12 protein-coding genes and 1 other annotated feature are annotated in these 14,350 nt (G+C 40.8%); of the genes, 9 read left to right on the forward strand and 3 right to left on the reverse strand.

From position 1 onward, the window contains the following. Positions 1 to 137: 137 nt before the first annotated feature. From BG00_RS13745 to BG00_RS13780, 8 genes are read left to right on the forward strand one after another with little or no spacing between them, the layout of a single operon-like run. Entirely contained in the window at positions 138 to 1,094 is a 957-nt protein-coding gene (locus tag BG00_RS13745) for an AAA family ATPase (protein ID WP_013464508.1), read from the forward strand. 3 nt (positions 1,095 to 1,097) lie between these two features. After that, the gene (locus BG00_RS13750; RefSeq protein ID WP_036983209.1) at positions 1,098 to 2,042 is read left to right on the forward strand and encodes a DUF58 domain-containing protein; all 945 of its coding nucleotides are present in this window, start codon (positions 1,098 to 1,100) and stop codon (positions 2,040 to 2,042) included. 3 nt (positions 2,043 to 2,045) lie between these two features. After that, positions 2,046 to 2,480 (forward strand): DUF4381 domain-containing protein, encoded by a 435-nt coding sequence (locus BG00_RS13755; RefSeq protein ID WP_036983210.1) that lies wholly within the window; start codon positions 2,046 to 2,048, stop codon positions 2,478 to 2,480. Continuing rightward, positions 2,473 to 3,456 (forward strand): vWA domain-containing protein, encoded by a 984-nt coding sequence (locus tag BG00_RS13760; RefSeq protein WP_036983212.1) that lies wholly within the window; start codon positions 2,473 to 2,475, stop codon positions 3,454 to 3,456. The genes BG00_RS13755 and BG00_RS13760 overlap by 8 nt, the downstream gene beginning before the upstream one ends. Beyond that, positions 3,456 to 5,357 carry a vWA domain-containing protein gene (locus BG00_RS13765; protein WP_036983213.1) on the forward strand — a complete coding sequence of 634 codons (1,902 nt, stop codon included), beginning with the start codon at positions 3,456 to 3,458 and terminating at the stop codon, positions 5,355 to 5,357. Before BG00_RS13760 ends, BG00_RS13765 begins: the two co-directional genes overlap by 1 nt. Continuing rightward, positions 5,351 to 6,997 carry a BatD family protein gene (locus BG00_RS13770; RefSeq protein WP_036983214.1) on the forward strand — a complete coding sequence of 549 codons (1,647 nt, stop codon included), beginning with the start codon at positions 5,351 to 5,353 and terminating at the stop codon, positions 6,995 to 6,997. Before BG00_RS13765 ends, BG00_RS13770 begins: the two co-directional genes overlap by 7 nt. Positions 6,998 to 7,051: 54 nt before the next feature. Continuing rightward, on the forward strand, positions 7,052 to 7,609 hold the full coding sequence (locus BG00_RS13775) for a sigma-70 family RNA polymerase sigma factor (protein WP_013464502.1): 558 nt from the start codon (positions 7,052 to 7,054) through the stop codon (positions 7,607 to 7,609). Next, positions 7,609 to 8,361 (forward strand): DUF3379 family protein, encoded by a 753-nt coding sequence (locus tag BG00_RS13780; protein ID WP_036983215.1) that lies wholly within the window; start codon positions 7,609 to 7,611, stop codon positions 8,359 to 8,361. The genes BG00_RS13775 and BG00_RS13780 overlap by 1 nt, the downstream gene beginning before the upstream one ends. 151 nt (positions 8,362 to 8,512) lie before the next feature. On the opposite strand, the gene BG00_RS13785 is transcribed toward BG00_RS13780, so the two are convergent. Together BG00_RS13785 and BG00_RS13790 are read right to left on the reverse strand one after the other, a co-directional pair. Beyond that, on the reverse strand, positions 8,513 to 9,703 hold the full coding sequence (locus tag BG00_RS13785) for an amino acid aminotransferase (RefSeq protein WP_036983216.1): 1,191 nt from the start codon (positions 9,701 to 9,703) through the stop codon (positions 8,513 to 8,515). Between the two features lie 78 nt (positions 9,704 to 9,781). Next, positions 9,782 to 10,441 (reverse strand): GAF domain-containing protein, encoded by a 660-nt coding sequence (locus BG00_RS13790; protein WP_036983502.1) that lies wholly within the window; start codon positions 10,439 to 10,441, stop codon positions 9,782 to 9,784. Positions 10,442 to 10,686: 245 nt separating this feature from the next. On the opposite strand from BG00_RS13790, the gene BG00_RS13795 reads away from it, so the two are divergent. Next, a complete protein-coding gene (locus BG00_RS13795; protein ID WP_008464752.1) occupies positions 10,687 to 11,016 on the forward strand; it encodes an SUI1 family translation initiation factor in 330 nt (109 codons plus the stop codon). A gap of 14 nt (positions 11,017 to 11,030) precedes the next feature. On the opposite strand, the gene BG00_RS13800 is transcribed toward BG00_RS13795, so the two are convergent. After that, positions 11,031 to 14,033, reverse strand: coding sequence for a bifunctional diguanylate cyclase/phosphodiesterase (locus tag BG00_RS13800; RefSeq protein WP_036983217.1), 3,003 nt, complete (start codon positions 14,031 to 14,033; stop codon positions 11,031 to 11,033). Positions 14,034 to 14,221: 188 nt separating this feature from the next. Then, positions 14,222 to 14,344, forward strand: a sequence feature (Phe leader region). The last annotated feature ends 6 nt before the right edge of the window (positions 14,345 to 14,350 follow it).

The raw sequence follows: 14,350 nt of genomic DNA on the forward strand, positions 1-14,350 counted from the left end.
GTTAAAAAATAACGAACTATTTTTAAAAAATCAGTCTAACTCTTGAGTTATCCACTTATAAACCTTATAACTAGCTCAGTATTTGTTACCTAACCAATTTAGGTATTATTTAAGCTGACGAGGACAGTCCACTTATTATGGCAGCTAACGCATTTTCACAATTAAAAACGTACTTAGATACACAAATCATTGGCCAGCCAGCGCTTACTCAAGCTCTTTTAATTGCTATATTAGCCGATGGCCACTTACTTGTTGAAGGCCCTCCAGGGCTTGCAAAAACACGTGCCGTAAATGCGCTTGCAAAAGGTATTGAAGGGTCGTTTCAGCGTGTTCAGTTTACCCCTGATTTATTACCAGCCGATGTGACCGGCACCGATATTTATCGCCAACAAACCAGTGAGTTTGTGTTTGAAAAAGGCCCTTTATTTCATAACCTTATTTTAGCGGACGAAATAAACCGAGCACCAGCAAAAGTACAATCGGCATTATTAGAAGCGATGGCCGAGCGCCAAGTCACGGTAGGCAAAAACACCTATCCACTCAGTGACCTGTTTTTAGTGATGGCAACACAAAATCCGCTTGAGCAAGAAGGTACTTACCCGCTACCAGAAGCGCAATTAGACCGTTTTTTAATGCACCTAAGTATTAATTACCCAGGTGCTGAGCATGAGCTTGATATTTTACGTTTGACCCGTGGTGAAGCACTCAATGATGAAGCCCCAGTGCTTGAGCAAATTTCACAACCCGATTTGTTTGCTGCGCGAAAAGCAATTTTAGGTCTGTATTTGGCCGAGCCATTAGAGCAGTACTTAGTTCAGTTGATTATTGCTACTCGAGAAGGCGCAAACTTAGATGAGCAACTTGGCCGCTGGATTGAATACGGCGCAAGCCCTCGCGCTACTATCGCTCTTGATAAATGTGCCCGCGCTCATGCGTGGCTAAGTGGCCGTGATTTTGTATCACCTGACGATATACAAGCTGTTGTACATAATGTATTGCGCCATCGTATTATTTTAAGTTACGAAGCACAGGCCGATGGTATTACAAAAGATCAGGTCATTAGCCGTATTGTTGAACTAGTCGCAGTACCTTAAGTTATGCAAACACACTTTGATTCTCAGGCATGGCTTAAATTAAGTCATAGCCATGGTGTTAATTTATCGCTTAAAGAGCTGATGTATTATAAAGCTAAGGCACAACTGCTTGAGCTGGCACCTAAAGTTAGAATAAAAAATACCTTAGCAGGGCAATACCTTGCGCCCCACAAAGGCCGGGGTATGGAGTTTGCCGAAGTGCGTCATTATCAAAACGGTGACGATATACGCTCTATTGATTGGCGCGTTACCGCGCGCACAGGCGAAACCCACACTAAACTTTTTCAAGAGGAAAAAGAGCGCCCGGTATTTGTGTTTACTGACTTTTCAAACTCAATGCTATTTGGCTCGCAATTACTGTTAAAATCGGTGCAAGCAGCACATATTAGCGCCTTAGTTGCGTGGTCAGCGTGTCAGCGTGGCGACAGAATTGGCGGTATTGTGTTTAATCAGCACTCGCATTTAGAGCTAAAACCCAGCGCTCGTGAAAAAGCGGTATTAAAACTATGCCATAATTTATGCGACGCTCATCAGCAGGCACTTGAAAATATTGATAAACCCGCCAGCAATAACTTTAGTGATAACCTCAAACGTTTAAATCACTTAGCTAAGCCTGGTAGTTTGGTTTATATCGTGTCTGATTTTAACGCCTTGGATGACGCCAGCTTCAAGCAACTGGAACTTTTGGCGCGTCATTGCGAACTGATTGGGTGTCATATTAGCGACCCCTTTGAACATCAATTACCTGCTTTTAAACAAACGGTAACCGTCAGTGCTAATAATCAGCAATTTGCCCTGCCCTTAATGGACAAGAGCTTTAGACAACGATTTGCTAAAAATGCCGAGCACGCATTTAGCGCGCGTATTAATCGCTTAACAAAGTCTGGACTCACCCTATTATCATTTAATGCAGCCACTGCGCTGGAACTGCAATTAGTGAGAAAATAAATCATGCAAACCTCTCCACTTGATGGTCTACACGATATTATTGCTCCCACCCAAGTCGACTGGTGGCCACTCGCTCCTGCTTGGTGGGTTGTTATTGCAATTGCTGTGTGTTTATTGTGTAGCTTAATTGTCATAATTTATAAAAATTATCGCTTTAAAAAGCCAAAACGTGATGCCATTGCATTAGCTAATCAACAACAGTCAGCGCAGCAATTGCATGTCATCTTAAAGCGTTTAGTGATCACCTATTACGATCCGCGTTTAGCCGCGCAGTCAACAACGCATTGGTGCAACACATTGAACCAACTTTCAGCGATTGGCTTTAAAGAAGAAGAAATTTTAAGCCTATATAACGCTAATCAAACACAGGCAGCACTTAGTGATAAATTTCGCCAAGCCATTAAACAATTTAAACTAAAGGAGCCGCTGCATGTTTGAATTTAGCTGGCCATGGCTGTTTTTATTACTGCCGCTACCTTTAATATTGTTACTATTAAAACCCGCCGCCAATAATGCCAACACGCGTCTGCGCATTCCAAGTTTTGCATCACATAATTTAAGCAATCAAAGCATAGAGCCAAGTGCGCGTAAATTGAATATTATCGAGTGGTTGCTGTGGTTATTATTAGTGACCGCATCAGCAAATCCAACGTGGTTAGATGAGCCCATATCGCTACCCAACGAAGGCCGCGATATAATGCTCGCTGTGGATTTGTCAGGGTCAATGACCGAACAAGACATGGCTTACAATGGCCAATATGTTGACCGTTTAACCATGGTCAAAGCAGTGCTAAGTGACTTTATAGAGCAGCGCCAAGGCGACAGACTCGGCCTTATATTGTTTGGTGATACCGCTTTTTTACAAACCCCATTGACGCGTGATGTGAAAACCGTCAGTAAAATGCTCTCTGAGGCGCAAATTGGTTTAGTAGGACGCGCCACGGCGATTGGTGACGCTTTAGGTTTATCGGTAAAACGCTTTGCCAGTAAAAAAGAAAGTAACCGTATTGTGGTGTTGCTTACAGATGGACAAAACACTGCAGGTAACCTTGACCCAGAAGATGCGCTGTTACTTGCCCGTGAAGAAGGTATAAAAGTGTATACCATCGGAGTCGGTTCAGATAACCCGCGCGGCTTTAGTTTATTTAATATGGGCTCTGGGGGCAGTAACCTAGATGAGGGCTTATTGAAAAAAATTGCTGAGCAAACAGGCGGTCTGTATTTTAGAGCAAAAGATGTCGCTGGCCTGCAACAGATTTACGCTGAGCTTGATAAGCTTGAACCAATTAGTGCCGATGAGCAAACCTTTCGCCCACAAACAGCCTTGTTCTATTATCCGTTATTACTGGCCATTTTACTCATAAGTGCAATGGCATTGATAAAAACGGTGCGCGCAATGAAGGAGCCAAACTAATGGATTTTGAATTTATTCGTCCTGCTATTTTATGGCTGTTACTCCCTGCCTCAGGGTTATTTTTTATCGCCTTACTAAAACATAAAAAAAACCAGTCAGCGCCACTTATTGCGCCGCACTTGGCACCATTTGTAATGAGTGAATCAAACAATAAAGCTCGCCAGCCGCTGTGGCTGGTTGCGTTATTTTGCAATTTAGCGATTATATTTAGTGCAGGGCCAAGCTTTGAAGAGAAACAAGTGCCCGTGTTTCAAAGTAAAAGTGCCCGCGTTATTGTCATGGATATGTCCTACTCTATGTATAGCACCGACATTGCTCCCAATCGATTAATGCAATCACGTTTTAAAGCCCTCGATATGGTTGAGCTATTTAAAGAAGGTGATACCGCGTTAGTGGCTTACGCAGGCACTGCCTATACCATTTCACCACTGACCAACGACGCTAAGACTCTTGCCAACCTTATTCCTAGTTTAAGCCCTGAAATTATGCCAGATAAAGGCTCAAACGTACTCGCTGGCTTAGATATGGCACAAGAGCTACTAAGCCAAGCCGGCTACCTCGATGGCGATATTATTTTGATCACCGATGGTATTGAGCAACAACAGCAAAGCGATGTGAGCCGTTTTACCAACAGTAGCCAATATCGACTTAATATTTACGGCGTAGGCACCGCACAAGGAGCTCCTATAAAGTTACCTGAAGGTGGGTTTTTAAAAGATAATTATGGTCAAATTGTGGTGCCAACCCTCAATGCATCATTACTTGAAGGACTTGCAAAAAATAGCGGTGGGCAGTTTGCCGATTACCAGCCAAGCAATAGCGATATTGCCGTTTTTTCACCGCAAGCAAACAGTGAAGTACTAAAAAGTGAAAAACCAAATTTAGCCTTATGGCGAATTGACGCCGGTATTTATGGTTTGCTTATTTTACTGCCTTTAGCTTTGTATTTATTTAGACGATCTGCATTAGTTAGCGCAGTACTATTACTTAGCTTTTTACCTCAACAAAATGCGCATGCCGCAGAGCTGCCAACCCTGTTTAAAAATACGGATCAACGGGCATTAGAGGCATACAACAACAAAGAGTATCAACAAGCAGCTCAGGCTCGCTCAAGCGCCCTCAAAGGGGCTGCACTTTATCAGCAAGGGCAATTTGATGCTGCCTTGAATGAGTTTAGCCAAGATAAGTCAGCAACCGGTTATTATAACTATGGCAACGCCTTGGCTAAAGCAGGACAATTAGAGGCTGCCATTGACGCGTATAAACAAGCGCAAGTAAAGCAAAATAACTTTAGAGAAGCCGCTGAGAATCAAGCGCTTGTTGAGCAGTTACTGAATCAACAACAACAGCAAGATCAACAAAATCAGCAAGGCAATGATTCGCAAAATCAAGATGAGCAAAGTCAAGAGGATGCAGATAAATCAAAACAAGATCAGCAAAAAAATGGCGAGAAAAACAACGCAGATAAAAGCGAAGAGGACAGCCAAAACAGTGAACAACAGCAATCAGATCAGTCCTCGCAGCAATCAAAAGATCAACAAGGCCAATCTGGTGAGCAATCAGACAAACAGAATGAGCCTGACATGCAAGCTCAGTCACAAAGCCAACAAAATGAAAATAAAGACGAGAATACACCGCAGCAAGATGAGCCGCAAAATCAACCTAATGAGATGACTGAGCAACCGCCCTCTGATGAGCAAAAACAGCAGGCACAGCAACAAGCCATGCAGGCACAAGCCGCTGAGCTCACTAATGAAGAAAAAGAAAAAGCACAGCAACTAAATCAGTTATTAAGAAAAGTGCCCGACGATCCCGCTATTTTATTAAGAAACAAAATGCAATTAGAAGCCCAAAAAAGACAATATCAACGTCGTCCAACAGGAGTAGAAAAATCATGGTAATGCGATTATTTTGCTGTTTATTGCTATTAACTGCCATGCCATTAATGGCCGCCACCACTTTGGAGGCAAGCGTTGATAAAAACCCAGTATTAGCGGGTGAATTTTTTATGCTTAATATTAGCATTGATGATTCAATAAAAGGGCAACAACCCGACACCTCAGCATTATTAAAAGATTTTGTAGTCGGCCCTATGAGCTTAAGTAGCCGCACTAACATTATTAATGGCAGTATAAAAAAACAAACCTCTTGGTCTGTTAAACTAATGACCCGCAAGGCGGGTGAATACACCATTCCCAGTTTTAGTGTTGCAGGGCTAAACTCGCAACCAATTAGTTTATCGGTTAAAGAGCGTAGCAGCGACGCAGATAAAAATAACGATATATTTTTAAAAACCTCGCTTTCAAACAACAGCTTATTTGTACAAGAGGCTGGCGTTTACACCATTAAGCTTTACTTAGCCAAAGAGCTTCTTGATGGCAGCTTAAGTGCGCCAAGTATGGAAGATGCCCAACTTACCCAACTCGGTAAACAAAGCGAAGATTATGAACTGGTTAACGGTAAACGTTATTTAGTGATCACCCGTAATTATTTAATTCAGCCCCAAAAAAGTGGCACCTACACTATTGCAGCTCCCGTTTTTCAGGGGCGTATTCAGCAAAACTATCGTCAATTGGAAGTGTCAGCGCTTGGCGATGAGCAGCAAATTGAAATTAAACCTATCCCTGAAAACTATCAAGGAGACTGGTTACCCAGTGAACTGGTGAGCTTAACCGAGCAATGGCAGCCAGAGGATAATACTGTTGAAGCCGGCACGCCGATAACACGTACAATTATGCTCACCGCGCTAGGGGTGACTAAAGAGCAGTTACCCGAAATTGATATGCCTATTATTAATGGTATTCGCAGCTATCCTGATGAAAAAGAAACCAATAATGCGGTACGTGATGGTCGAGTGGTATCACAGCAAAGCGCCTCATTTGCGCTACTGCCACAAACACCTGGCACTTACACATTGCCAGAAATTAGCTTGCCTTGGTATAACACCAAATTAAATCGAATTAGTTATGCGACCTTACCTGAGCGTACTATTAAAGTCACACCCAGTACAACAGCGCCAGTGCAAACGCTTAATCCACCAGCTGAAAACAACCTAAATAACACTATGGCAGAGTCAACGGAGCAAGCAGTTAAAGTGCAACAGCAAACTGCCACACCTCTGTGGCTAATTATTGTGGCCGCACTTGGTTATGTTTTATGGATTGCGACGGTGATTTTTTACTTTATTAAACGCCCAGTTAAAGAAGTACAACAAGCGGCTCAAACAACTAATAAAACAAATCAACAACCATCTTTAAAAGCCCTGCTGGTATTAGCTAAAAGCCATGACGAAAAAGCATTTTACGATGCGCTTAATCAGTATGCGCTAACCCTTACAGGTAAAAAGGTAGGAGCGCTATCCCAATTATGCGCTATGATAAACAACTCAGAGTTCACCGCGCAGGTAAACAATTTACAAGCACAGTTGTACAGTAAGCAAACGGCTAGCGCCAATTTAGACGCTATAGTTAGCATGTTAAAGGCACATCAATCGCAAACAGCTAAGCCTTCATCACCTGCGTTAAAAGAGCTGTATTCTTGATCTCAATTGTATTTTGCTTTTTTGATCTATAATAATTTTAACTAAAAAGAGTTTGTGTTTGGAAATAAAAAATCGAATGATCGGGTCTTACTAAATATGGCTGAAAAACAACAACGCTACGAAGCCCTGGTTCACGTTTATCATAAGGAACTCTATCGCTTCGCTTACTGGTTATGTAACGATCCGAATATTGCAGATGACTTAGTGCAAGAAACCTTTTTACGTGCTTGGCGCTCGCTTGACTCGTTACTCGATCAAAAAGCAGCTAAGCCATGGTTACTAACAATTTTAAGACGCGAAAATGCAAGGCGCTTTGAGCGCAAGCAATTTGATTACAGTGATGTAGATAACGACACGCTAGTGGATCAAACCAGTCATTCTTTAGATGATGAAATGGAGCAAACCGTTATTCAACGGCAAATTTCGTTGTTGGCCGATGAATACAAAGAGCCGCTACTATTACAAGTGGTTATGGGCTGCTCTGGGGATGAAATTGCAGACATACTCGATTTAAACAAAAATACGGTTATGACACGTTTATTTCGAGCAAAAAATCAACTTAAAGAGGCACTAAGCCGTGATGATGAACAACTTAAAGGGGCATCAAAATAATGGATGAACTTGAGTTTCGTCGCCGCACGATTGCACAGCCAAACGAGCTAGACAAAGAACTACTGGAATTTGCAAACAGTAGTCCCGATAGACAACAATTTTTAAATGAAAACAAAACATTTGATAAGCAACTCAATGATGCGCTTGATATTCCTGTGCCTGACAACCTTGCTGAACGGATTATTTTAAACACCTCGTTAAAAGAAAAAGCCAGAAAAGATGAGCTTGAACAAAAAAACAGCGTTATTGATTCACGCTCACGCTTTAAGTTTGACCGCGTATATTTGGCGTTCGCTGCTTCATTTGTGATTGCGGTAAGTGCGTTTATGTTTAGCACAGAGCAAAACTTGAATCATGCGGCTGGCGAGCATGCATTGGCACATGTTTATCATGAACTTAACGCGTTAAATAAAACTCAACCTATCAGCTTACAAACAGTCAACGAAAAGCTGGCTTTACTTGGCGGTCAACTTAATGATTTACCTGGGAAAGTTACTTATGTTAACTTTTGCGATTTTCAAGGCGAGAAAGGCATCCATTTAGTGTTTGAATCGGACTTTGGCCCTATGACTGTGTTTATTGTCCCTAGTGATAACAAAGTCTTTGAAATTGGCTCGGGTGACTTTAGTGACTCTCGCTACGTAGGCCATATAAGCCGAGGAAAACAAGCTGATACTGTACTAATAGCAAGCCTAGGCTCACCGGTTAATATGTATTATGAACGTATTGCAGGCGCTATTCGCTGGCTGTAATACCAACTTGTATAAATATTTGAACAATTTAACGAATTAAACTCCCTTATATCTAAGCAGATATATATAAGGGGATGGGTATTACAAACAATAAAAAACCGCAACGAGTGTGCGGTTTTTTTATTGCTAATAAGCTAAAACTTATTATTGGTTACTTACATACATCAGCAACAGCGTTAGCAAAGTAATCGATGTTTGCTTGACTAATTCCCGCTACGTTTACACGGCTAGAGCCTACAATATAAATACCGTAGTCTTTTTGTAGACGCTCGATTTGCTCTTTATTAATACCTAAGAAAGAGAACATACCGTGTTGGCGGTCTATAAATGAGAAGTCTTGAGCAATGTCTTTGGCTGCAAGGCTGTCTTTAATTAAACTACGTAAACCATTAATACGGTTACGCATTTCATCAAGTTCACTGTGCCATAACTGCGTTAACTCTGTGCTGCTTAAAATAGTGTTTACAATGTCTGCACCGTGCGCTGGCGGCATAGAATAAATGCTACGTACCACACTTAATAATACCGAGTTTGAAATATCAGCGGTTGCACTGTCTTTTGCAATAATTGAACACGCACCAATACGCTCACGGTATAAGCCAAAGTTTTTAGAACATGATGAACAAATTATCAACTCTTCAACCGCATTGGCTAAAATACGTAAACCATTCGCATCTTCTTCTAAAGAAGAACCAAAACCTTGGTATGCAATATCAATCAATGGCGTAAAGCCCACATCTTTTGCAAGTTCAGCAATGGTATTCCATTGTGTTTCGTTTAAATCCATACCACTTGGGTTGTGACAACATGCATGTAATAACACCACATCGCCCTTAGGCACCTGTGTTAATGTTTCAACCATTTCATCAAACAATAAATCTTTGTTTTCGTAGTCGTAGTATGGGTATTCTTTAACCGTTAAGCCTGCAGCTTCAAATAAGCTAATGTGGTTAGCCCACGTTGGGTTAGTAACCCATACAGTAGCGTTTGGGTTACAACGTACAATAAATTCTGCTGCAACACGAAGTGCGCCTGTACCACCAGGTGCTTGTGCTGTGCGTACGCGATTAGCTAATAATGCCGGGTGCTCACCAAGAAGAAGATTTTCCATTTGTTGACAGTAATCTAAGTTACCAGCAAGACCAATGTAAGATTTGCTCATTTCATTTTCTAAACGAAACGCTTCTGCTTTTTTTACTGACTTTAATACCGGGGTATTCCCCTGCTCGTCTTTATATACACCAACCCCTAAGTCAATCTTATTAGGGTTAGTATCTTGCTTATAGGCCGCCATAAGGCCAAGAATAGGGTCTGTTGGTAATGGTTTTAATACTGAGAACATTGACTATCTCTTCGTTATTTAGGGGTTAGCTGTTGCGCTAAGCTTAACATAAAAAGTCACTCGATTGACCAGTGTTATTTACACTAAAAAGTGAGGAATTTTAATACAGCATGCAATTAATAAGGCGAGTGTCGTATTATCAAAAAAATCCGTGCTAAAGGCTTCGCCATCGACAATGCCAATGCACTGCTTTTGCGCATTAAATAGTGGTAAACAGGCCTCTGCTTTTACTTTCGGATCGCAGGTGTAATACTCACCACCCGCGGCTAAATATTGCTCAACATTATTAATAACACGTCCTTTACCACTGAGTGCCACTTGCACATTATTACTGCCGGTTGCAAATTCAGCTGTGATCGGAAATAAAGGGCGACTCGGTGCACCAAAATAAGCGAGCTTTAATAACTGCTCGCCTTCAGGTGTGGCTGTATTTTGATAGATGCCATACCAATCTAACTGGGTGTTTTCGATTACATAGTCAACAATCAACTGAAGTTGCGCTAACTTTGCTGTTGTTTGCGCATTTTGGCTAACGTAATCGTTTAAATTAAACGGCTCATCTTGCAAGTAGCCGAACAAACTACATGCGCCACCTTCACCGAGTTCTGGAATTTGATACTGCCAACGCACGGCCGGTGCAGCATTGCTATTTAAGTACTGCTCAAGCTTTTCTAGCTCAGCGTTAATTAACTGTTGCTCTACATTAAGCTGAGCTTGCTCTAAATAAAAATTTATCATTTGGCCATCCATACATCTATAATGCCGAAATAGTAGCATGGATATTTTTATAGCGCGAGCCAATTTAAAGCGCTTTTTAAAATCCTTAAGCACTTTTATTCATAGATATAATTGCGGTATTTAAACTGGTCGCTTTATCTTTGGGCATTAAAAGGTGTTCAGCTTAGGCGCAAAAATTACGCCTTTGCGTCACAAATTTGTTATTATTTACTCCAATATTAGATTCAATCTTAGATAGGTTAATTATGAGTGATAATCACTTAGTGTATTCAACAGCAACAGGGCGAATTGATCAGCCAAAGCCAGAAAAAGAACTGGATGTAAAACTATTTAAAGACGGGTCTATTCGCATAGAGCGTCAAACCAAAGGCCGAAAAGGTAAAGGCGTAATGCTAGTTGTAGGATTAGATCCCCAACAGCACGATTTAAAAAAGTTAGCAAAAACAATAAAAAGTAAAATGGGCCAAGGTGGCGCAGTAAAAGAAGGAGTTATTGAAGTACAAGGTGATGATCGCGATAAGTTAAAGGCGATTTTAGAAGGATTAAAGTTTAAGGTAAAAATTGCGGGTGGTTAACCCGCAATTTTGTTTTATTCAGAGACTTTTAACACAGCTAATTGATCAAACAACATTGGGATATCGGCTTCGGCAACGGGCTTACTAAAGTAATAGCCTTGCACAATAAAACAATTATTATTTTGTAAAAATTCAACTTGCTCTATTGTTTCAACCCCTTCAGCAACCACATCAAGCTTAAGCTTTTGTGCCATCGCAATAATCGCAGCGGTGATCTCCATATCATTATCATCTTCAGGGATATCTTTAACAAACGAGCGGTCAATTTTAAGAATATCGACAGGAAAACGTTTAAGGTAACTCAACGAAGAATAGCCCGTACCAAAATCGTCAATAGAAATTGAAATACCCAGCTTTTTCAATTGATGTAACTGATCAATAGCCGCCTCAACATTACCCATTAGCATGCTCTCAGTCAGCTCAAGGTGCAGGCTTTTAGCTTTAATTTGCGTCTCTATGATTATTTTTTTCAGCATAGGTACTAAGCTTGCGTCTTTAAACTGCCTTGCTGACAGGTTTATCGACATGTTGCTCGCTCTACCTTGTTGCTCTAGTCGTTTAGTAAACTCACATGCTTGTTGTAACACCCACTTACCTAGTTCCACAATTAAACCCGTTGCCTCAGCAATAGGAATAAATTTGGTGGGTGGAATGAATCCCTGCGTAGGATGGAACCAGCGAAGCAATGCTTCATACCCTACTACACTATTATCGCGACAATCAACTTGTGGCTGATAATGCAGTGTGAGTTGTTTTTCTTTAATTGCATGGCGCAACTCATTTTCGAGGAATAATCGCTCATTGGCGGCTGCATTTAGATCTTGGCTGTAAAAGTGGAACGTATTACGCCCTTTCGCTTTTGCTTCATACATGGCTAAATCGGCATGTTTTAATAACTGATCTTCTTCTAGGCTATCAAATGGCGCCAAGGTAATACCAATACTGGCAGTAACAATCACTTCGTTACTACCTAATTTTATTGGCTGATTTAACGTTTTTTGAATGGTGTCAGCGACTTCCGATGCTTCTTTTTGATGCTCAATACCACTGAGTAATACCGCAAACTCATCACCGCCTAAACGAGCTATAGTATCTTCTGCTCGTAAGCGCTGCTTTAAGCGCGTTGCCACTTCAACCAATAGTTGATCGCCTGCATCGTGACCTAAAGTATCGTTAATACGCTTAAATTCATCCAAATCAAAGTAAAATAAAGCAAACGAGTAACGCCCTCTTTCAGCAAGCGCCATCGACTTTCTAAGCTGCATTCTAAAGAATGTACGATTAGCAAGCCCGGTTAATGTGTCGAAGTAAGCGAGCTGTTCCATTTTGCGTTGGCTTTCTTTTACAAATGAAATATCTTGCGCTGAAGCAACGTAACTGGTGATTTTTCCACCATCTTCACGAATAGGTGACACACTCAGCGATACCCATATGGGTGGCTTGTTTTGCGCTTCAATAAGGGTATCCCCTCGCCAGTAATTACGGTTGCGCAAATCAATGTCAATGTCCTCTACCAACATGGTCATTTCATTAGCAATAATAGTCAGAAGTGGCTGGCGCAGGAAATCACTTTCTGCAAAGTCGGTCATTTCCAGCATTTTTGGATTAACATATTCAATCACAAAGTTTTCATCGGTGATCACCACACCCGTGCCCGAGAAGGCAACCGCTTTAGACAAGCGAATTGCAGCCTTTTCTGCAATTTCTTTTTCTATTATGCGCTGGTTTAAGCCATCGATGAGTTTGCGGATTTCAATGGTCATATCTTTGAATGAACCATTAAGCGTACCGATTTCATCTTTATTTTCTTTTGGAAAATCAATTTCTAACTGGCCTTTACCAAAGTTAGTAACCGCATAAACCAATGAATGCAGGCGTCTTAAAACTAGTTGATAAAGTGCTTGGTGTAATAACAAAGCAACTAAAATGGCATACAGAATAAACAAGCCAAAAAACTTCAGTTTTAAGTCTTTCAGTGCCGATAGTGTAGAAGAGCGCTTTTTATATACGCCCACGTACCAGTTTACACCTTCAACTTTATGGATATTTATAATGTAGTCTTCACCATTTAATGAAAACGAGTCGGCATATTCCGGCAATTGTATTTGCCTTGCATTATCAATAACTCGCTTTAGCTCAGGAGAAATAAAATCGCCAGATAGCAACTTTTTACCCGCCTCTCCGTATTGGGTATAACTATCGGCTCCTAAATTTGGGTGCGCCAATAGCTGCCCTTGCTTATCGAACACCACTAACTGTTTTTCTTTTCCGCCAACGGGCAATTGCGATATGAGAGAGTCGAGAGAAATATCACTACCCGTAACTCCTAAAAACTCATCATTTTTATAAATAGGTACAATTAAACTAACGACCCACTTATTCCAAACGCCATCGTAATACACTCGTGACCACAGCGGCTCGCGTTGTGGGTTTGTTAACGATTTTGCGTAATTAAAACTTTTGCTTTGATTAAAAGTGTAATCTCCGGGGACATTGAGTGCCCAATTTGGTGGCGCAACACGGATAAAATTATCTTTGGTGATCAGGTAAAAATTATAAAAATCTTGAATTAACGTGGGGGAAATCACTTTCCAAAGCGATTCAGAATCTGCAATTAACTGTTTATAAAAAGGAGAATAAGCATTTTCGGGAATGAACGCCGCAGATAAGCCATCGGCAGATGCGCTGCGCACAGAACCATCATTGGTGACTTGCATAGTCGGGGCATTGTTATTCTTAAATGATAATTGCCCCTCAAATAACTGCTCGCTAACAACAATATTAGCTTGCTCAGCTATTTTAACTTTGGTCGCTATCAAATTATTAAACTGGTTTATTAATAATTCATTTGATTGCTTTAATACCTCATGCTCTTCAAATACAAGCTGTTTCTCTTCTGATTTGAGCATTAATGCAGCCGCACAAATACCTGCAACTAAACAAATGCCAGAGATCAACAGTGATAACTTGACACTGAGTGAGTTTATTCCGAATCGAGATGGAGGGCGTCGATACACAAAAGGCCAACCTTATTTATAATTATTATTTTTGCGAGTAGTAGAAATATACCAGAACTTAAATCAGAATTATAAATTATTTATAAACGTTTAAAAAACAACACCTCTTGTACACATATTAGGTAAAAAAGCCACATCAGGTAAGTGCTTGTTGACATTAGAGGTTACTCTTCATACATTAAGGGCATGAATATAAAATACTCACTTACTTTCTTATCTTTTTTTAGCTTCTTTATATAGAAGAGGCTTCCCTGTTTGTGAGATAAAATCAATCGAATAGTAAAGCCTCCCAACTGGGAGGCTTTTTTGTTTACGCT

It is taken from the genome of Pseudoalteromonas sp. SCSIO_11900 (assembly GCF_000576475.1).
Lineage (GTDB): Bacteria > Pseudomonadota > Gammaproteobacteria > Enterobacterales > Alteromonadaceae > Pseudoalteromonas > Pseudoalteromonas tetraodonis.